The organism is Acidaminobacter sp. (assembly GCF_030247605.1).
In the GTDB taxonomy this organism is placed as follows: Bacteria; Bacillota; Clostridia; order Peptostreptococcales; family Acidaminobacteraceae; genus Acidaminobacter.
Window position 1 is genome coordinate 35,541 of the sequence record NZ_JAOTSB010000010.1, and the last position, 20,520, is coordinate 56,060.

16 protein-coding genes and 1 other annotated feature are annotated in these 20,520 nt (G+C 49.8%); of the genes, 1 reads left to right on the plus strand and 15 read right to left on the minus strand.

Features of this window, described 5'->3' with window-relative positions; translation table 11 throughout:
* Position 1: 1 nt before the first annotated feature.
* The 6 genes from uvrB to ftsE form a co-directional block, all read right to left on the minus strand.
* Entirely contained in the window at positions 2 to 1,972 is a 1,971-nt protein-coding gene (uvrB, locus tag OEL90_RS06655; RefSeq protein ID WP_291403884.1) for an excinuclease ABC subunit UvrB, read from the minus strand.
* A gap of 324 nt (positions 1,973 to 2,296) precedes the next feature.
* Entirely contained in the window at positions 2,297 to 3,409 is a 1,113-nt protein-coding gene (locus OEL90_RS06660; protein ID WP_291403886.1) for an AI-2E family transporter, read from the minus strand.
* Positions 3,406 to 4,632, minus strand: a complete 1,227-nt coding sequence (locus tag OEL90_RS06665; RefSeq protein WP_291403889.1) for a S41 family peptidase — start codon at positions 4,630 to 4,632, stop codon at positions 3,406 to 3,408. The genes OEL90_RS06660 and OEL90_RS06665 overlap by 4 nt, the downstream gene beginning before the upstream one ends.
* 44 nt (positions 4,633 to 4,676) lie before the next feature.
* Positions 4,677 to 5,819, minus strand: coding sequence for a murein hydrolase activator EnvC family protein (locus tag OEL90_RS06670; protein ID WP_291403891.1), 1,143 nt, complete (start codon positions 5,817 to 5,819; stop codon positions 4,677 to 4,679).
* Positions 5,820 to 5,903: 84 nt separating this feature from the next.
* A complete protein-coding gene (ftsX, locus tag OEL90_RS06675) occupies positions 5,904 to 6,800 on the minus strand; it encodes a permease-like cell division protein FtsX (RefSeq protein WP_291403893.1) in 897 nt (298 codons plus the stop codon).
* Complete coding sequence (gene ftsE, locus OEL90_RS06680) at positions 6,790 to 7,512, minus strand: cell division ATP-binding protein FtsE (protein WP_291403894.1); 723 nt, start codon at positions 7,510 to 7,512, stop codon at positions 6,790 to 6,792. The genes ftsX and ftsE overlap by 11 nt, the downstream gene beginning before the upstream one ends.
* Positions 7,513 to 7,764: 252 nt before the next feature.
* On the opposite strand from ftsE, the gene OEL90_RS06685 reads away from it, so the two are divergent.
* Positions 7,765 to 8,361, plus strand: coding sequence for a 5-formyltetrahydrofolate cyclo-ligase (locus tag OEL90_RS06685; protein ID WP_291403897.1), 597 nt, complete (start codon positions 7,765 to 7,767; stop codon positions 8,359 to 8,361).
* 114 nt (positions 8,362 to 8,475) lie between these two features.
* On the opposite strand, the gene OEL90_RS06690 is transcribed toward OEL90_RS06685, so the two are convergent.
* From OEL90_RS06690 to OEL90_RS06730, 9 genes are all read right to left on the minus strand, one after another.
* The gene (locus OEL90_RS06690; protein WP_291403899.1) at positions 8,476 to 11,100 is read right to left on the minus strand and encodes a Lon protease family protein; all 2,625 of its coding nucleotides are present in this window, start codon (positions 11,098 to 11,100) and stop codon (positions 8,476 to 8,478) included.
* Positions 11,101 to 11,246: 146 nt separating this feature from the next.
* Entirely contained in the window at positions 11,247 to 12,422 is a 1,176-nt protein-coding gene (gene rpsA / locus OEL90_RS06695; protein ID WP_291403901.1) for a 30S ribosomal protein S1, read from the minus strand.
* 207 nt (positions 12,423 to 12,629) lie between these two features.
* Positions 12,630 to 14,321: a biosynthetic-type acetolactate synthase large subunit gene (gene ilvB, locus OEL90_RS06700; RefSeq protein ID WP_291403902.1), complete on the minus strand. Its 1,692-nt coding sequence runs from the start codon at positions 14,319 to 14,321 to the stop codon at positions 12,630 to 12,632.
* 12 nt (positions 14,322 to 14,333) lie between these two features.
* Complete coding sequence (gene ilvD / locus OEL90_RS06705) at positions 14,334 to 15,986, minus strand: dihydroxy-acid dehydratase (RefSeq protein ID WP_291403904.1); 1,653 nt, start codon at positions 15,984 to 15,986, stop codon at positions 14,334 to 14,336.
* Between the two features lies 1 nt (position 15,987).
* A complete protein-coding gene (gene ilvC / locus OEL90_RS06710; RefSeq protein WP_291403906.1) occupies positions 15,988 to 16,992 on the minus strand; it encodes a ketol-acid reductoisomerase in 1,005 nt (334 codons plus the stop codon).
* A gap of 18 nt (positions 16,993 to 17,010) precedes the next feature.
* Positions 17,011 to 17,232, minus strand: coding sequence for an ACT domain-containing protein (locus tag OEL90_RS06715; protein WP_291403908.1), 222 nt, complete (start codon positions 17,230 to 17,232; stop codon positions 17,011 to 17,013).
* Positions 17,233 to 17,313: 81 nt separating this feature from the next.
* Positions 17,314 to 17,553 (minus strand) — a binding site (T-box leader).
* A gap of 329 nt (positions 17,554 to 17,882) precedes the next feature.
* Positions 17,883 to 18,830, minus strand: coding sequence for a transketolase family protein (locus OEL90_RS06720; RefSeq protein ID WP_291403910.1), 948 nt, complete (start codon positions 18,828 to 18,830; stop codon positions 17,883 to 17,885).
* Positions 18,823 to 19,653: a transketolase gene (locus OEL90_RS06725; RefSeq protein ID WP_291403912.1), complete on the minus strand. Its 831-nt coding sequence runs from the start codon at positions 19,651 to 19,653 to the stop codon at positions 18,823 to 18,825. The genes OEL90_RS06720 and OEL90_RS06725 overlap by 8 nt, the downstream gene beginning before the upstream one ends.
* A gap of 39 nt (positions 19,654 to 19,692) precedes the next feature.
* Positions 19,693 to 20,517: a WecB/TagA/CpsF family glycosyltransferase gene (locus OEL90_RS06730; protein ID WP_291403914.1), complete on the minus strand. Its 825-nt coding sequence runs from the start codon at positions 20,515 to 20,517 to the stop codon at positions 19,693 to 19,695.
* Positions 20,518 to 20,520 lie beyond the last annotated feature (3 nt).

Here is a 20,520-nt window from a genome sequence, read left to right on the forward strand (position 1 = left end):
GTCACCTCAATTTTTTCTTAAGCGCAAGAATTCGATCCCGCAGCACAGCCGCCTTCTCAAATTCCAAATTGGCCGAAGCCACATACATTTCGTTTTCCAGGTCCTCGATCATCCGCTCGAGATCCGCGGAGTCCAGCACCAATGCCGCGATTTCCGGATCCAGGCCCTCCTCGGCAACCTCGGTCGCTTCAATGATCGACCGAATGGATTTCACAATGCCCTTTGGCGTAATGTTGTGCTCCAGGTTGTAGGCATGCTGAATCTCTCTCCTGCGGTTGGTTTCGTCAATAGCCTTCTGCATGGATGCCGTGAAGACATCCGCGTACATGATTACCCGACCGTCAATATTTCTCGCCGCTCTGCCGATAGTCTGGATCAGCGACGTCTCAGACCGCAGGAACCCTTCCTTGTCCGCGTCCAATATGGCGATCAGAGAGACCTCCGGCAGATCCAGGCCCTCTCTGAGGAGGTTGATCCCGATCAGCACATCAAATTCCCCCACCCTGAGTCCGCGAATGATCTTATTCCGATCCAGCGTCTCAACCTCGGAGTGCATGTATCTGACTTTGATATCCATCTTTTTAAAGTAATCCGTCAGGTCCTCTGCCATTTTTTTCGTCAGCGTCGTCACCAGGACCCGCTCCTTGCGGGCGACGCGCACCAGAATTTCAGAGTACAGATCGTCGATCTGGCCTTTGACCGGCCGCACTTCAATATGGGGATCCAAAAGCCCCGTCGGACGTATGATCTGCTGGACCACCTGTCCGCTTCTGTTCAGTTCGTAGGCCGATGGTGTCGCGCTGACATAAAGGATCTTGTCCAGCACTTTCTCAAACTCGTCGAAGCTGAGTGGCCGGTTGTCCAGAGCGGACGGCAGACGAAAGCCGTAATCCACCAGCGTGTGCTTCCTCGACTGGTCCCCGCCGTACATGCCGCGTACCTGGGGCAGGGTTACATGGGATTCGTCTATGACCATCAGAAAATCATCCGGAAAATAGTCAATCAAGGTAAAGGGGCGGCTGCCGGGTGGCCTGCCGGACAAGATCCTCGAATAGTTTTCAATGCCCTGGCAAAATCCCATCTCCCGAAGCATCTCAATGTCGTACCGCGTACGCTGTTCAATACGCTGAGCTTCCAGGAATTTGCCCTCATCCTTGTAGAATTTGAGCCGGTCTTCCAGCTCCTGCTCAATGACGCTGATGGCCGCTTCAATTTTTTCTTTGCTCGTCACATAGTGGGACCTTGGAAAAATAGAGATGTGCTTTCTATAGCCCAAGATCTCGCCTGTCAGGACGTTGACCTCAGCGATCCTCTCAATTTCGTCCCCGAATAGTTCCACCCGGATCGCGCTTTCTTCCGAGGCGGCAGGAAAGATTTCAACGACGTCGCCCCTCACCCTGAAGGTGCCACGGGTAAAGGCAATGTCATTTCTGACATATTGGATTTCGACCAGCTTAGACAAAATTTCTTCACGGGTTTTGACCATTCCGGGACGCAGCGACAGCACCATGCTGTTGTAATCAATAGGGTCACCCAAGCCGTAGATACAGGACACCGACGCAACGATGATCACATCCTCGCGTTCAAACAACGACGCCGTTGCCGAGTGCCGCAGCTTGTCGATTTCGTCATTGATCGATGAGTCCTTTTCAATAAAAGTATCGCTGTGCACCACATAGGCTTCCGGCTGATAGTAATCATAGTAACTGACAAAGTACTCGACAGCATTATTCGGGAAAAACTCCCGAAACTCACTGCACAGCTGAGCTGCCAGTGTCTTATTGTGGGCCAGAACCAGCGTTGGCTTCTGGATCTTCTCGATCAGATTGGCCACGGTAAAAGTCTTGCCCGAGCCGGTTACGCCAAGCAAAACCTGCGCCTTCATTCCGGATGCGTAGCCGCTCACCAGCTTCTCTATTGCCGCAGGCTGATCCCCTGTAGGCTTGAATTCTGATACGACCTGAAAGGTCATGCGATCACCTCTATTCCCCAAACGTTTGTTCCCTATTCATTATACTCTCCTAATCTATACCCCGTCAATCGATGTAAGCAACGCGGACAAGTTTCAAATCAGTGACGCGGACAAGTTTCAATTTGGTACCAGAGCTTGCGATAACGTTTCTCAATACAATCACCTTGATCGTTACTTAAAACAGAAAAAACCCCGGCGCATGCCGGGGTCACATTCTCTAATAGTACATTCCGTAAATAACTGCTCAATAATAAACGAATTATAAGCCTGAATATTGCCAGCAGGTTTTACATTCTTTTGCACAGAAATTTCAAGCACGATATACTAAATCACAATGCCCTTTTCCTCAAGCCTGCGATCCACATGACGCCTGTAATAATTTCTTATGACCGCCGCCGTCGGCACCGCCAGGAACATCCCCAGAAGCCCAAACAGGCCGCCGCCCAGCAAAATCGCCAAGATGATCATGAACGGCTTGACCCCCACTGAATCCCCGAGAATCTTCGGTCCCAGAATGTACCCGTCAAACTGCTGCAGCACAAAAATGAACAGCAGCACCCACAAAGACTGGATCGGGCTGTAGAACAGCGTAATCAGGACCGCCGGCACCGCGCCAATAAATGGTCCAAAATAAGGAATCATGTTCGTCACCCCAACGATCAGCGCAAGCAGAATCGGGTAGCGAATGTCCATGAACACAAAGCCAAAATAGGCAATGATGCCAATAATCAGCGAATCTATAATCTTTCCAATAATAAACTTCGTGAACATCTGGTCACTTTCTGAAACCAATCCGCACAACCCATCTGCCGTCTCCCGGTCAAAGTGCGCATAAGCGGATTTCTTGATGCTGGAAATAAACTTTTCTTTATCCTTCAGCATGTAAATTGAAAGAATCAAGCCAATGGCGAACTTAAAAATGCTGTTGGCAAATCCAAGCACGCCAAAGAACATGGCACTGATTGCCGTGTCCAGATTTTCGCTGATGGTGCCCAGCATATTGTCGAGGCTCCAGCGCTCCAGAAATTTCTCAAGATCAAAAACTTCAAAGCTTTCAATCCGGGCGGAGGCATTCAGCAGAAAATTCCTAAGGGACTCAAGATAAGTCGGTCCATTGTCAATGATGTCTCTTATACTGGCGGCAATGCTCGGCACAATGCCCGTCATCGCCAGATACACCAGCCAGATGGCAAAAGCATAGGTCGCAACTAAACTCAGTGTCCTCGGCAGGCGCAGATATTTCTCCAGAATTTTCATCAGCGGATTCAGAATATAAGCGATGCCAAAGCCCCACACAAACGGCATTAAAAGTCCGACAAGCAGTTTTACGAACGACCAGACGCTGACATAATTCTCAATCACTTTAAAAAGGACCAAGGCAATAAACAGAACTGGCAACCACTCAAGATGCATGACGCGAAGCAAATGTTTTTTCAATTCGAGGCCCCCTGAACCGACGCATTGCCAGACTCTTGAATTGATGCCTTAATAACTTCAACCGCTTTGTCCAGCTGGACATCCAATGTTTCATCCTCTGAAGGTTCAACGATGAGATCCGGAGTGATGCCCACGCTGTGAATGTTGGTGCCATCCGGTGTAAAATATTGGGACGTCGTCAGTTTGAACGCCGTATTGTCGCGAAGTTCGATCACCGACTGGACCAGGCCTTTGCCAAAAGTCTGCGTACCAATAACCACACCTGCCTCTTCATCCTGAACCGCCCCCGTCAATATTTCTGATGCGCTTGCGGAGCCGCCGTCGACGAGCACGACCAGAGGTAAGTCGACCTTATTCTTGTCGGATCTGTAGTACGTTTTTTCACCCGCGCGATCCTCCATGTAAACAATCACTTGTTCCCCCAGCAGGTAGTCCGCGATCTGGGTGCATTCCGTGAGAGATCCGCCTGGATTTCCCCGCAGGTCAAGAATCAAACCCGTAATATTTTGCCGCTGCAGATCGGAGAGTTCGGCTTTGAATTCCTCATAAGCATCCTCATCAAAGGAAGTCAGTCTCAAATAGCCGATCTGATCCTCGAGAATGTCCGTCTTCACGACCTGTACTTTAATTTGTTCTCGGACTATTTCAAATTCCAGGATTTCAGAGACGCCGATCCTGCGAATGGTCAGCTTGACCGCCTCGCCCGGTTTGCCGCGAATCATGCTGACCGCTTCTTCATACATATCCATGTCCACATCTGTGTCATCCACAGTCAGTATGATGTCACCGGATTTGAGCCCCGCCTTCTCGGCAGGCGTGTCCTCGATTGGTGAAACAACTTCTATATAGCCGTTCTCATTCGGACTGACCACGACGCCAATCCCGCCGTATTCGCCTGTCGTCGATATATTGAAGCTCTCATAATCCGACGCATTCATATAAATAGAGTAGGGATCTTCCAGGGATGAAAACAGCCCCTTCAGCAAACCATCCTCAAAATCCACGTCTGCGACATCCTTATAAAAATACTGATCAATGTAACCCTTCAGTTCTTCAACTTTGCTGTAGCGCTGATCCAGCGCCTGGTAGTATTCAAGGTCCGCTTTTGGCAAAATGACCTTGTCCCCAATACGAAGCTGAAACAGGTTGCTCACAAAAAAGGTCCCCACCGCGCTGAGAATCATCATTAACAAACAAAGCAGTGCTGCGTTGCGTTTTTTCAATTGACCACATCCTATGGTTGACTGTTGTTCAAATCTTCACAGGGCTACTTGGACACCCACGGTACCGGATTAACGTATTTCCCGTTCTGCCGCACTTCAAAATGCAAGTGCGCGCCAGTTGAAACGCCAGTAGTTCCAACCTTCGCCACGGTTTGACCCTTGGTGACCTTGGTCCCGGACTTCACAACCAGGGAGGAGCAGTGCGCATAGAGGGTTACAATGCCGCCGCCGTGATCGATCATAATAACTTTGCCATACCCGCCAAACCAATCCGAGTAGATGACCGTCCCATCCAAAGCCGCGACAATTTTGGCCCCGGAAGGTGCCGCAATATCAATGCCCGTATGCATCTTATAAGTCTTGTAAACCGGATGCAGCCGGTTGCCAAAAGGCGACGTGATCCGCGTATACCCCGGCGTTGGGAACATCATCTTGCCGCCGACATACTTCTCATTGGTTTTAAGGCTGGCGATCAAACTGGTAATTTTCTTGGCGTCCTCGTTTAGCCGGTCTTCCTGGGCTTCCAGCGCCTTGATGTCCTTCTTCAAATTCTTCTGTTCGGCATCCAGGCTAACCAGATCGCTGGAGAGTTTGACCTGCTTGCTGGACAAATTGGTTTTCAAGGATACCAGTGATGCTTTCTGTTCCTCGAGAGATTTCTTTTTCTCCTCGACCAAATCCCGCTGCTGCTGCATGTATTCTAGCAGCGTTGTGTCATGCTCATAAATTTTCTGAAGCATATCCATACGGCTCAGCATGTCTTCAAAATTGAACGAACCCAGCAGCACCTCGAGATACCCCACATGGCCGGTTTTATACATGACGCGCAGGCGCTGGTTCAGTGTGTCCTTCTTTTCGACGATCTTCGATTCCGCGTTCGCCAGCTCCATCAAAGTGGTATTCAGAGTGCCTTCCGTCATCTCGATCTGTTCTGCAATGCTCTCCATCTCAGCTTCGACCGAGCGAATGCTGTCCTCGATGCTGCCTATCTTCTTCACCACTGACTTCTGGTTGCTGGTCAGTTTTCGCTGCTGTTCATCAATTCTCTTCATGTCAGACTGAAGCTTTTTAAGCTGCTCCTGATACTTCTTCAGATCCTGGCTGCTTGCCCAGCTCTCCGAGCCCACCGTGCCAACTGCTCCAAATACCAGCGCCACGGCAACCAGGACGGCGATCCACTTCTTCAAAGGGTGACCTCCTTTCAGCGAGAGGATTTTGTGGCCGATGGTCACTTTAACTCACCATCGGCAAAAAAATCCTTTCAGCTCCCATTAAACATCCAGATATTTCTTCATAGACAAAATACTGCCCAATATGCCAATCCCTGAGCCGATCACAACAAACAAAATCAAAATATCTCTCATGACCGATTCAATGCTGACCAGATAAGCGGCAATCAGCACATAGAACTGGCTGCTCAAAATGGTATGCAGATACTGATAAAGCGCATAAATGATGCCCGCAGAAATCAGCGCGCCAATCAGTCCCAGGACGGTTCCCTCCACAAGAAACGGCCACCTGACAAACCAGTTTGTCGCCCCGACGTATTTCATGATGTTGATCTCACGGCGCCGGGCGTTGACTGCCAGCTTAACCGTATTATTGATGATGAACGTACTGAGCGCCACCAGCGTGAACATGACCGCCAGCCCCACCGTTCGAATCATATCCGCGATATTCATCATTCGCTCAATAATTTCCTGGTAGTATTTGACCTCTTCAACGCCCTCTAACTTCTCAACATTCCGCACCACATAATTTGCGAAACCAATATCATTCAGCGTGATGATAAAGCTGTCCGGAAGCGGATTCGACTCGAGACCGTCCAGCAGATAGCCATTTTCCTGCCACTGCTCCTTCATCTTCTCCATGGCGTCTTCCTTGGTCTCATAAGTGACCTCTCTCACGCCTTCCAGTGCAAAGATGTCCTGGCCGATGGTTTCAATCCTGGACGTTTCCAGCCCGTCGACAAGATAGACCTGAACGGTATCGAACTGCTCCTTCGCGCCCTGCGCAAGGGAATTGATGTTGACGATCAGAATAAAAATTATCCCAAGGATCAGAAGTGTCGCGGCCACCGAAGTTAAGGACGCCAGACTCATCATCCGGTTTCTCCACAAGTTTTTCATACTTTCTTTAAGTGTGTAGCGTATCGACCTAATCTTCACAGCCGTAGCAACCTCCCAACTCATCCCTGACGATCACGCCATTGTTAAGCGCTATAACGCGCTGCTGCATGACATCAACGATATTCTTGTCGTGAGTTGCCATGAGGATGGTCGTTCCCCTCTGGTTGATCTGCCTGAGAAGCTTCATGATTTCCCAGGAGGTGTCCGGGTCCAGGTTCCCCGTAGGTTCATCCGCTATCAGTATCGGCGGATTGTTGATCATAGCCCGCGCGATGGAAACACGCTGCTGCTCACCGCCGGACAGCTGATGCGGGTATAACTTGTGCTTGTCCGCCAGCCCCACAATGCTGAGAACCATAGGCACCTGCCTTCGGATATCACGATCTTTAGCCTCTATGATCTCCATGGCAAAGGCGACATTCTCGTATACCGTCTTGTTGGGCAGCAGCCTGAAATCCTGAAACACCACGCCGAGCTGGCGCCTCAGAAAAGGCACCTTCCTCCGGTGCATATTGGAGACTTTTTGCCCGCAAACGTAAATTTTACCGGCGGTCGCGTCATATTCCTTTAGCAATAACTTGATAAATGTCGATTTACCGGCACCTGATGGACCTACGACGAAAATAAACTCTCCCTTTCGGACATCCAGATCAATGTCCTTCAGCGCCTCGTGCCCATTATCAAAACGGACCGTGACACCTTCCAGGCGAATCTGCGGAAGATCTTCCGGCAAGCGATCCGCAAAATGCATGGTTCATCACTCCTCATAGACTCGTAGACGCCACTGGCATTACGTTCAGCGCTCTCATTCACTTTTACATCACTACTATTCTATCTTAATCACAGACATAAGAAAAGCGAACATTCAAAAAAACCATATGAAGCCGAGGTTACAGTTCAATGACACCCTCTTTATGAAAGAGAAAAAAAGTCAACCCTTGCCAATTCACCCGGGAATGCCTATGATGGAGTTAGGTCATTCAATTATACGAGGAGGATTACCATGGATAAACAAACACTGCGCGCGGATATTCTTGCGCGACGAGGCAGTCTTTCTGAAGAAGAGCTTGACGCCAAGAGCGCTCAAATACTCGATCAGCTGATTCACACGCCACTGCTGGACAACGCCAAAACTGTCATGATCTTCATGGATTTCAAAGATGAAGTCCGCACCGCAGGCATAATTGAGCACTTGTGGAAAACCGGCAAAACACCGGTGGTGCCTAGAGTCAACAAAAAGGCGGACCGTTTGGATTTGTATTCAATCAAATCCTTCGACGATTTGGTCCGATCCTCTTTCGGAATTCTTGAGCCCCCAAAAGATCGACTGCCGGACATCGAACCCATAGATCTGGATCTTATCTTGTCCCCGGGTGTCGTTTTTGATGTCATGGGCAACCGGATCGGGTACGGGGCAGGTTATTACGACAAGCTTCTCCCACACGTTCGCACGGAATGTGTTGTCTGCGGCATAGCGTATGATCTGCAGATTGTCCCCAACGGTCTAATCCCTGTTGAACCCCACGACATTCCGCTGGATTATCTGATCACCGAACACAGGATTATTAGGACGCCGAACGCGGATTTGAAAGGCAAATAGAAATGCAAAACAGCCGAAGAAATGGATTAAATACACCCATTTCCTCGGCTGTTTATTTTTGATATCAGCGTTCAAATGCCACGTTCAGGACTTCCAACCTCAATTGACCTGATTTTACTTTAAAGACTTGTCCTCTTCGTCTTCTTCGTCCTCATCTTCCACAGGCTCTTCAATGGGCAGCTGACCAGGAATCGGTCCGGGGTCACCTTCTCCATCTTCATTAATGTCGTCCTTTCCGCTCCCGCTTCCGTTGCCATTGCCATTAACCGGATCACTGTCTTTCCCATTTCCAGCGCCTTCTTTTTCCTCATCCTCAGCTTTAATGGCCTTGGATACCCGAAGGGCTTCAAGTTCCGCCGGCGAAGGCTTGATCAGCTCCTGCAGCTTCCGGTTGACGCGGTCATACACGGAATCCTTGGTGTATGAGCCATCCGGATACATAGTGCCAGCTTGAATGCCCGTCAGGATTTCAATACCTTCATCGATGTTATGAACAGAATAGATATGGAATGTCCCGGCTTTTACCGCATCAATGATTTCTTCTGACAGCATCAGATTTTTTACATTCTGGTGAGGGATGATGACGCCCTGTTCACCATTTAAGCCTTTCAGCTTACACACTTTGAAGTAACCGTGAATTTTCTCGTTAACCCCGCCAATAGGTTGAATTTCCCCGCGCTGGTTGACAGAACCTGTAACGGCTACGGACTGCCGTATAGGAATCTCAGACAAACTGGACAGCAGGGCATACAATTCCGTACTGGAGGCAGAGTCGCCGTCAATGCCCGAATACAGCTGCTCAAAGACTATACTGGCTGTCAGGGCCAAAGGCTTATCCTGAGCGAACTTATGACCCAGGTAGCCCGATATGATCATAACCCCTTTGTCATGGATCGCGCCGCTGGTCCGCGCCTCGCGTTCAATATTGATGATCCCCGCTCTCCCGCGATAAGTTGAAACTGTGATCTTGGTCGGCTTCCCGAACTGATACTGCCCGGAGCCGGTGACCGCCAAACCATTGATCTCGCCAATCTTTTCACCGGAGACATCCAGGAGATAGTCCCCGTTCTCAAACATTTCAAGGACCTTTTCTTCAATTTTATTGTTGCGCTTCTCAATCATTTCCAGCGCAATGTCGACGTGCTTTGACTCGACGATCTCTGCGCCGTCCTCATCTGCCCAACTGTCTGCCTCATAAATTAAGTCTACCAGTTTGTTCAGATGTGAGCTCAGCTTGTTCTGATCATCCGCCAGCCTCGAGCTCTGCTCAATGACCCGTCCTACCGCGCACCTGCTGAAATGCCTTAGTCCGTCTTCATGACAATGCTTAGCGATAAACCGCGCGATTTTGTCAATATTGTCCTCATTTCGGTCCATTTCAATATCAAAATCTGCCATAACCTTAAACAGTTTTCGAAATTCCTCATCATAATAATACAGCAGCTGGTAGGTATACTGATCCCCAATGAGTATGATCTTGACATCCAGCGGTATTGGCTGAGGTTTCAATGTTGTTGAGACAATGGCGCCCATTTGACTACCCAGGGACTCAATGGTGATCTCATCATCCAGAAGCGCTCTCATCAGACCCTTCCAGGCGTATGGCATTGTCAAAATGTCCTTGGCCAGAACGATCAGGTACCCCCCATTCGCTTCGTGCAGCAAGCCCGGTTTGATCATGGTAAAGTCCGTCTTTAATACCCCGAGCTCGTTCTTATATTCAATGCCCCCAAGCAAGTTGTAGTACGTCGGATTCGATGCAAAGACAACCGGAGCGTGCTCCTTACCGTCATTGTTCACAAACTGGTTGATGGCATATCGGTCAAAAAAGGACTCGCTGCTCCTTGGCATAAGTGCCGCCAGAGGGCCCGTTGCCTGTTCCTCGCCGCCATCATTTTTGAATCTTTCCAAATTCTCCACAATATCATCAATCAAAAAATTCAAATACTGCACAATGGCATCGTTGTCGCGATATTTGTCAAACATCTCAGACAGGTGAAAAGTCGCGATCCCTCTCCCTGTCTTGGCGTCGAGGTCCAGCATTTTCTGACGGAACTGCTCTTCCGCGCCTCTCAAACGGTTGAAGAGGTCTGAGGTTTCAATGCTCAGCCTTGCGGACTCGGATTTCAGTTTCTCGAAATCCTCTTCTGTCAGATTTCTATACTCTTCCTCAGTCATAGGCTCATTATTTTTTAACGGGATGCTGATCAGCCCCCGTTCATTTTGCGCAAAGCGAAAACCATATTTCTCTCCGATCTCATTGAGTTCATCAATGATGACCTGAGTATTCTCAGAGTACTCCTGAAGCAATCCCGCGCGGTCATTCTCATAATCTTTTCCAGAAAAAGCGTTAGAGATTTCCTTCTTGAGAAAACTGATTATAAACCCCATGCTCTTAATGAATTCTTTTCCTTCACCCGGCGGCAGACCAATGGCGATTGGCGTCCGTGCCACTTTGAAGTTGTTGACATACAGCCAGTCCTTTGGCGGTGTTCGAAGTTTTGCAGCCGCGTCGGAGAGATGGCGAACAAGGCTGTTCCTCCCGGTGCCCCAGCTTCCTCCCACATAAATGTTATAGCCTTTTCTCTTCATTTTGAGTCCAAATTTAACGGCTTCCACAGCACGGTCCTGACCCATTATAGCTTTTAACGGTTCAAGCTCCTCCGTCGTCTCAAAAGGCAGACAATTCAAATCACAGGCTCTGGTCAATTGATGCGGTTCCAATTCGTATTTTCTCATCACTTGTTCCTCCTCCCTTGACATGGTCGTTTATACCCTGCAAAAAAAGACTATAACCTCGAAAATAAATGAAAAAAGAAGTTGGCTCACCGGAGATCGATTTTTTACGTCCCGGCTGCACCAACTTCCCCGTATTCATTTAACTTCTATTTCAAAAAATCTTTGAATTTGTCGCCGAACAGATCCCCAAGCGTCGAAGTCGCGCTTGGCGCCTCTTCCTCTTCTTCAACATAAGCGGTATATGCATCCTCATCATTGTCCTGAGCGGCTTTAATGCTCAGCGAAATGCGCTGCTGCTCTGCGTCAATGCCAAGTATTTTAACTTTGACCTCTTGTCCAACGGACAGAACATCAGAAGGTTTTTCCACTCTAGCGTCTGAAATCTGAGAAACGTGAACCAGACCTTCAAGTCCATCCGCGAGCTCCACAAAAGCGCCGAATGGCTGAAGTCTTCTAATAACTCCTGTTACGATCTCATCCACATGATAATGCTCATTGACTGAGCTCCACGGATTATTTACATAATCTGCTAATCGAAGCGAAATTCTGTGCTTTTCCGGATCGACATTAAGGACAGTAACTTTGACTCTGTCTCCAACGGACACAACTTCAGAGGCACTCTTAACGCGCTTCCAGGAAAGCTCGCTCAAATGCACGAGGCCGTCCACGCCGCCAATATCAACGAAGGCACCAAAGTCCGCAAGACGTCTGACAACACCCTCTACCGTTTCTCCAGGTTGAAGTGTCTTGTAGATGTCTTCTTCTTTGAGCGCACGCTGAGCTTCGAGGTACTTTCTGCCCGAAACCACAAAGTCTTTCTTGTTTCTTACTTCAATAGCTACGACATCCATGGTCTCACCGACCACTTGATTCAGATCTTCGACGCGTTCCAGGCGAACCTGTGATGCCGGCATGAAGAATCGAACACCTTTAAATTTGCCGACGACGCCGCCCTTCACCACTTCGGTGACCTTTACATGAAGCGGAAGTCCGCTTTCGAGGGACTGGTTGATTTCTTCCCAGACATCGAGCGCCACCGCGCGTTTTCTTGAAAGGACGACATTGCCTTGCCCGTCGTCTTCCTTAAGTACAACGAACTGCATTTTGGTGCCGACCTGGACGCTCTCAATGGACGAACCATCTTCAAAATCCATTTCACTCTTTGGCATCACGCCGTCTGTCATAAGCTCCAGATTGACGACCAGTTCTTCTCCATTGTTGGACATGACTGTGCCCTCAACGCAATCACCCTGGTTCAGACGCGTCATCGATTTATCGATATCGCCCATGAGCTCTTCCATTGTCATCTCATTTTCCGTCATCAGTTCCACCCCTTGTATCATTCAGAATACTCTTATTATACAGGACTTACCCGAATCGGTCAAACGCCCCCGCCGACGTGCAGTCATTTTATTCCATTTTCAAAGCAAAAAGAAAGTGCCGCATTGATGCCGGATTACCCGACACCCTTTGCGGCACCTGACTTGTTGTTTCTTCCATACAATGCTTATTAATTTATCAACCTCAAATTAAAGACTGTCGGCAGGCGGTACCAGGTCCGCTTCTTCCCAGTCTTCTATGGAGTCTGAGATGGACTTGCCGGGAGGGATGATTGGTAGAACATTGATGTTGGTATTCAGTTCAACGACAATCAAATTGGCTGCCGAATCTAAAGCAGCAGCATCCACGGCCTCCGAAAATGCCTCAGGCGTATATACCACTTTTCCCTTTAATCCAAATGCACTGGCCAGTTTCTCAAAATCAATGATGTCCTTAATGTCCGTTTCGCTGTAAACCCCGCTCTGGAACATTTTCTGCCATTGTCGGACCATGCCGAGGGCATTGTTTTTGAAGAGAATGATGTCCACTTTTATGCCATGCTCTGCCAGGGACGCCAGCTCGTTCATGTTCATCCTGAAGCTGCCGTCACCGGTGATCAGATAAACTTTTTTGTGAGGGCAGGCAACTTTAGCGCCTATCGCGGCACCCAGACCGAAGCCCATTGTGCCGAGTCCGCCTGAGGTCACCCAGTTTCTGATGCCCTGAAACTCGAGATACTGGGCTGCCCACATTTGATGCTGACCGACATCTGTCGCAAAGAGCGTATTTTCATCCATGCGCTCATTCAGTGCGCCAAATACGGTTTGAGGCGTCAAAGCGTATTTATTCTTGAATACCGGTTTTTCGTAATTCGAGATTTCCTTCAGCCAGGTTTCATGACGTCGCACGCCCAGTCGTTCTGCGATCTGGCGGATCATGGTTTTGACATCTCCGACCAGCGACAGTGCCACAGGAATATTTTTATCAATTTCAGTCTTGTCGACATCCAGATGAATTATTTTTGCCTGCTGCGCAAACTTGGACGGATCTCCGATCACCCGGTCGCTGAATCTCGCGCCTATGGTCAGGATCACATCTGCTTCATTCATCATCCGGTTGGCGATCTTAGAACCGTGCATACCGGCAAGGCCAAAGGAAAGCAGATGGTTTCTGGGGAAATTTCCAAGGCCCATCAACGTATTGAGCACAGGGGCATCGAGGGATTCCGCCAGCAATTTTAACTCCGGCTCACTGCCGGACAATCTGACACCTCCGCCGGCATAGATCAGCGGACGCTGGGCTTTTTCGAACAATGCGGCAACCTGATCAAGCTGAGCTTCATCCAGGCCGTGCAGTGTTTCATGAGTCTTGCGAAGCTCTCTGGACATTTCCGGTGTCCACTCCGAAAGGAAGAAATCTTTCGGAATATCGACGAGCACCGGACCGGGTCTGCCCGAAACCGCAATTTCCATGGCTTCAATTAAAGTCGGAATCAAATCCTTCATGGAGCGCACCAGCACATTGTGCTTGGTGATGGACATGGTAATACCGGTGATGTCGATCTCCTGGAAGGAATCCAGCCCCAGCAGTCCGCTTGGTACCTGACCTGCGAGAACGACCAACGGAATGGAATCGATAAATGCCGTGGCAATGCCCGTGACGGTATTTGTCGCGCCCGGTCCTGAAGTCACAAAACAGACACCCACATTTCCGGTGGCTCTTGCATAACCATCGGCCGCATGCACGACATGCTGCTCGTGGGTGAGGCGGATATGATGAATTTGATCCTGATATTTATACAGCTCGTGATAGAGCGGTATGACGGCGCCGCCGGGGTAACCGAAGACCGTTCCCACGCCAGCGTCAATGAGAGTTTTGATTATAGCTTCCGCGCCATTCACAAGCGGTTCCTCCTAACGGCAAATCGCGCCCTTGGATGCAGAGGTGACGCTTGCCCTGTATTTTTTGAGATATCCGGTGACCGGTTTTTCCGGAGCAGACCAGTTTGCCTTGCGCGCCTCCCAAACTTCAGGCTCGACGTCGACATTCAAGGTGCCTTTGTCGAGGTCAAAGGAGATGGTATCGCCTTCAGCGACAAAAGCGATTGGACCGCCTTCGTAGGCTTCAGGTGAAATGTGGCCAATAGCGCCGCCACGGGTTGCGCCCGAGAAGCGGCCATCCGTCAGCAATGCCACATGCTCGTCCAGGCCGAGCCCGCTGAGGGTCGAGGTAGGCGCCAGCATTTCGCGCATGCCCGGGCCGCCCTTTGGACCTTCATAGCGGATGACGATTATATCGCCTTTTTCAATCTTGCCTGAAAGCAGTGCCGCTGTAGCGTTTTCCTCGGATTCGAAAACTCTGGCACGCCCTTCAAATTTTCTCATTTTTGGAGAGACTGCCGATTGTTTCACAACTGCGCCTTCCGGCGCAATATTGCCAAACAGGATTTTTATGCCGCCCTGCTCAGAATAAGGAGCATCTGTTTTAGCGATGACCTTCCCATCCGGCAATTTGGCTCTTGCGACTCTCGTTTCAAAGGTCCCGTCCACCGTTTGCTGGGTTAGATCAAAACGGCCAATTGCCCCAAGGGCTTTGATCACCGTGCTGATGCCGCCGGCATCGTGAAGGTCTTCGATATGGTAAGGGCCTGCAGGGCTTAATCTGCAGAGGTTTGGTGTTGTTTTGCTGATCTCGTCCACACGCCGGAGATCAAGAATGAAATCAAATTCAGCCGCTATTGCAGTCAAGTGGAGAATAGTGTTGCTGGAGCCGCCAAGGGCCATATCGACTGCAAGGGCATTTTCAAAGGCTTGCGGTGTCATGATCTGGCTCGGAGTCTTATTCTCCTGGAACAGGTTCATGACTGCTGCGCCAGCCATCTTCGCAAGTCGCGTGCGATCTGCGTAGACTGCCGGAATAGTGCCGTTTCCAGAGAGTCCCATGCCCAGAGCCTCTGTAAGGCAGTTCATGGAGTTCGCGGTGAACATACCCGAGCAAGAGCCGCAAGTCGGGCAGGCGCTGTTTTCGAGATCATCGATCTCCTCGTCGCTCATGCTCCCTTGGGAGTGTCGGCCAACACCTTCGAAAACGGTCGTCAAGTCAGTTACTTTGTCTTTAGTCTTGCCGGCAAGCATCGCGCCGCCGCTGACGATGACAGTTGGGATGTCCAGTCTGGCTGCAGCCATCAGGGCCGCAGGTACCGTCTTGTCGCAGTTTGGAATGATGACGAGAGCATCAAAGGCGTGGGCGATCACCATGGTTTCAATGGAGTCAGCAATCAGTTCACGGCTTGGAAGGCTGTATCTCATGCCTCTGTGTCCCATGGCTATGCCGTCGCATACAGCGATGAAAGGCGCAGCAATAGGCATGCCGCCGTTCATCAGAACGCCTTCTTTGACTGCCAGGACCAGCTTGTCGAGGTGTGTATGTCCAGGAACGATTTCGTTATGGCCATGAAGAATGCCGACGAGCGGACGCTCGATCTGCTCGTTGGTGAGGCCAAGGGCTTTGAGAAGAGAGCGGTGTGGCGCTCTCTCCACACCGCTCTTCATAGCGGAGCTCTTCACTTTATTTCACCTCCGACTGTCTGATCCACGACATCATAGAACGCAGATTCTTGCCTGTTTCGACAATCGGGTGCTCAAGTTCAGCAGCTTTAATTTTATTGAAAATCGGACGGCCTTTTTCGTTTTCTTCGATCCATGCTTTAGCGAATTGGCCGCTTTGGATTTCAGCAAGAACTTTCTTCATTTCAGCGCGAGCTGCATCGTTAATGATGCGCTTGCCAATCATGTAATCGCCATACTCAGCCGTGTCGCTGACGCTGAAACGCATATTTTCAAAGCCGCCCTCATAAAGAAGGTCAACGATGAGCTTGAGTTCATGGAGACACTCGAAGTATGCAATTTCCTTTTGATAACCGGCTTCTACGAGTGTGTCAAATCCAGCTTTGACGAGCTCAGTCGCGCCGCCGCAAAGAACTGCCTGCTCACCAAAGAGGTCTGTTTCAGTTTCTTCTTTGAAAGTCGTCTCAAGAACGCCTGCTCTTGCAGCGCCAATGCCGGCCGCATAAGCAAGGGCTTTGTCGAGGGCTTTGCCGGTTGCATTCTGGTAAACTGCAACAAGCGCAGGAACGCCGCGACCTTCTTCGTAGACTCTTCTGACCAGGTGGCCAGGTCCTTTAGGTGCGATCATGAAAACATCAACATCAGCAGGTGGTACAATTTGTCCAAAGTGGATGCTGAAGCCGTGAGCGAAAACGAGAGATTTCCCGGCTGTGATGTGCTGCGCAATATGCTCGTCATAAACCTTCTTCTGGCGCTCGTCAGGAACGAGAATCATGACAACGTTTGCGACACGTGCTGCTTCTGAAACACTGACAGCTTTGAGCCCATCTGACTCAGCGCGCTTGACGGACGGGCTGCCTTCATAGAGACCAACCACGACATCAAATCCGCTCTCTTTTAGGTTCATGGCGTGAGCGCGGCCTTGGCTGCCATAGCCAATGACGGCGACTGTTTGACCTGCGAGTGCTTCTTTGGAAATTTCGTTTTCGTAATACATCTTTGCCATTTTAATATATCCTCCTTTTTATCGAACCCAGCGGACGTCATGGACGCCATAGAGTTTTCTGACATGTTCCAGCGCACGGTCTGTTGTTTGGTCCGGCGCATCGAGTGTGATCCAAAGAGCACCTTCGTGCTCTTCCATTTCGACGCCGACGACGTCGAACTCTCTTCTTCTCAATGTACTAAGGACGCGAATGAGTCCATCTACACCATGATCGACTTTGGCATGAAGTTTCTTCGTCATTTTAATAACCTCCTGTCTTATTTTCGTCGGCGTGTTCCGGGTATAAAAAAAGACCCTCCACCACCACGAGCTCAATCAGCTCGTAGAGATGGGGGATTCCCCATGGTACCACTCTACTTTACGGTTTTAAACCGCCTCTTCGAATCGGCGCACGACGTCGCGAATTCCAGTCTTTTAACGGGGACAGCCGTACCGGTCTACTGTTAGTTCGAGCCGGAAGCTCCGGAGCGATGTTCCACCGGCGACCCTTACCCGTCTCACACCAAGTGACGGACTCTCTGAAAGGATCTTGCCGCTGAAGCTCTCCTTCAACGCTCTTATCAGGTATTAAATGGATTATACTGAATGAACAATTGATTGTCAACACAAGAAAGACGACTTTTTTACAGAATCGTCATAATTTTTTATAAAATTAGCAAAAAAGTGTGTGAAGATCGCGATAGGCTTAAGGCCGTTGACACCTTCTTCCAAAAAATGATTGCAGCGCCAGGGAAGCAATGCGGTTTCATGTCCCGTTTTCCTCTTCAATTGAGAAGGCGGTGTCGGAGAAGGCGGTGTCAGACGCCTTCCACTTTTCTAAGTGAAAAAGGAGAGAAACGGATTTATTCATCCGCTCCTCTCCTTTTTAATGACTTTATCCGTCCTTACAACTACTTCAAATTTTTCAAAACGACCTCAACGATATGGTCTGAAGTGAGGCCATACTTTTTCATGAGCGCCTCCGGTGTCCCAGATTCCCCAAAGGTATCCATAATGCCAAGCCGAACCACTTTGACCGGGCAGCCTTCAGCTGTCACCTCAGCGACAGCGGATCCAAGCCCGCCAATGATGCTGTGCTCCTCTGCCGTTACAATCAATTGAGTCTCAGCCGCTGCTTTCAGGATCGCCTCAGAATCGACTGGCTTCAGGGTGTGCACATCAATCACCCGGACTGTGATGTTCTTCTCGGCCAAAATTTCCGCAGCCTTCATGGCTTCGTTGACCATAATGCCCGTCGCAATCAAAGCAACGTCGAACCCGTCACGCAGCGTCATTGCCTTGCCAATCTCAAAAGTCGTATCCGCCGGGTAGAGCATTGGCACCGCTGCACGCCCGAGTCGTACATAAACCGGACCCTTGACCTCCAAACTGGCTTCTATCAGTGCCTTTGCAGAAACACCGTCCGATGGTTGGATCACCGTCATATTCGGCAGTGCCCGCATCAGTGCGAGATCTTCAATAGCTTGATGTGACGCCCCGTCTTCGCCGACAGTAATCCCGGCGTGGGTCGCGCAGATGCGCACGTTCAAATTTGGATAACAAATAGAATTGCGAATGATCTCAAAAGCACGTCCCGCCGCAAACATGGCAAACGTACTTGCGAACGGCTTCAGACCGGCGGCCGCCATTCCGGCAGCGACACCCATCATATTCTGCTCCGCTATGCCCATGTCAAAAAAACGGTCCGGAAACTTCTTGGCAAAAACATCTGTTTTTGTAGATTTTGAAAGATCCGCGTCCAGCGCGACAATCTCAGGGTATTTTTCGCCGAGCTCTGCCAAAATTTCTCCATAAGCTTCACGTGTCGCCATTTTTTTCTGTGCTGAAGGATTAGACATGATCAGCACCTCCTAACTCTTCAATTGCGCGTGCTCTTTCCTCTGCGGATGGCGCTTTGCCGTGCCAGCCGACCTGGTTTTCCATAAAAGAGACACCTTTGCCCTTAACCGTCTTCGCCAGAATGACCGTAGGGGCGTTCCCGCAAGTCTTCGCCTCAGCAAAGACGCGCTTCAGATCATCAAAATCGTGGCCGTCAGCGGTCAGCACATTCCATCCAAAACTCTTGAATTTCTGATCCACAGGCGAAACAGCCATGACTTCGTCGTTGGTGCCATCAATTTGAAGGCCGTTGAAATCAAGAATAGCTACGAGGTTGGAAAGTTTATAGTGGGCTCCGGCCATTGCTGCCTCCCAAATCAATCCTTCATTGAGCTCCCCGTCTCCAAGCAGCGCGTAAACGCGGCTCTTGGAACCGGTGACTCTTGTGGACAATGCCATGCCAACGGCAGTTGAAAAACCTTGTCCGAGGGAGCCTGTAGACATTTCGACGCCTGGGATATTCTTCATGTCAGGATGCCCTTGGAGTTTTGAGCCAAGCTGTCTCAGCGTGATGAGTTCTTCAGGATTAAAATAGCCCCGTCTAGCCAGCGCAGCATAGAGAACAGGTGCCGCGTGTCCCTTGGAAAGGACAAACAGATCCCTGTCCGCAAGCTTCGGCTCAGCGGGATCGATTTTCATTTCATCAAAATAGAGCGTCGTCAGGATCTCAACGGCAGATAAAGATCCGCCGGGGTGACCCGATTTGGCGGCATGCGTCATCTCAATTATATCCCTGCGGATCTGACGCGCAGTCGTTTCAAGTGCAATGTTGCGGTGCGACACTTCAGTACCTCCTGTTTTTCAGTTATTGTGTAAATACTATCAGTTGCTGGCGTGTTTATCCGGAGAAGCCGAAACTGAAGCTTCTGAGTTCCCGCCATTGATGCCATCTTCTGCTTTTGGCGCATAATCTTTGCTGAAATCTCTGCTCAACAGAACTTTGAACATGAACTTTGGAAGCGCCATCATCCGGCCAACCCGGCTCGGATTTTTTAACAGACGGTAAAGCCATTCCAAATTGGCCTTTTGGAAAAAGACCGGAGCCCGCTTGGCCGTTCCCGCCCAGACATCCACACTGCCGCCGACGCCCATAGCGACTTTGACATTGAGGATTTTTCTGTGCTTGTAGATCCATTTCTCCTGTTTAGGCGCACCCATGGCAACGAAGAGAATGTCCGGCTTGAGCTCATTAATTCGATCGATGATTTTCAATTCATTCTCCGGCTTAAAATAGCCATCCTGGTATCCCTTTGACTCAATACTCGGGTACACCTTCAGGATCGCCTCCATAGCGCGCTCAGCCACCCCGGGTTTCCCGCCCAGTATGTAGATGGAACGCTTCGTGGTATGACAGTACTTAAGAATACGCTCCATGAGGTCAATCCCTGTCACGCGTTCATCCAATCCAAGGTTATGAAGCTTGGAGGCATAGACCAGGCCTATCCCATCCGGTACAACGAGGTCTGCCTCGCGCAGAATTGATCTCAGCGCCTTATCCTGCTGTGCCATCATGACAATTTCAGTATTGGGCGTAAAAATCATAGACATGGTATGACTGTCCATCAAATGTAAAAACCGGTTATAGGCTTCCACCGGATTGACCTTGTCCACGCGCACCCCAAGAATCTTGATCGATTCACTAGCCATTCT

Excerpts from the sequence above, each read along its gene's own strand:
- uvrB (WP_291403884.1), bottom strand. The coding sequence starts at position 1,972 with ATGACCTTTCAGGTCGTATCAGAATTCAAGCCTACAGGGGATCAGCCT.
- ftsE (WP_291403894.1), bottom strand. The coding sequence starts at position 7,512 with ATGCATTTTGCGGATCGCTTGCCGGAAGATCTTCCGCAGATTCGCCTG.
- OEL90_RS06685 (WP_291403897.1), top strand. The coding sequence starts at position 7,765 with ATGGATAAACAAACACTGCGCGCGGATATTCTTGCGCGACGAGGCAGT.
- OEL90_RS06690 (WP_291403899.1), bottom strand. The coding sequence starts at position 11,100 with ATGAGAAAATACGAATTGGAACCGCATCAATTGACCAGAGCCTGTGAT.
- rpsA (WP_291403901.1), bottom strand. The coding sequence starts at position 12,422 with ATGACGGAAAATGAGATGACAATGGAAGAGCTCATGGGCGATATCGAT.
- ilvC (WP_291403906.1), bottom strand. The coding sequence starts at position 16,992 with ATGGCAAAGATGTATTACGAAAACGAAATTTCCAAAGAAGCACTCGCA.
- OEL90_RS06715 (WP_291403908.1), bottom strand. The coding sequence starts at position 17,232 with ATGACGAAGAAACTTCATGCCAAAGTCGATCATGGTGTAGATGGACTC.
- OEL90_RS06720 (WP_291403910.1), bottom strand. The coding sequence starts at position 18,830 with ATGTCTAATCCTTCAGCACAGAAAAAAATGGCGACACGTGAAGCTTAT.
- OEL90_RS06730 (WP_291403914.1), bottom strand. The coding sequence starts at position 20,517 with ATGGCTAGTGAATCGATCAAGATTCTTGGGGTGCGCGTGGACAAGGTC.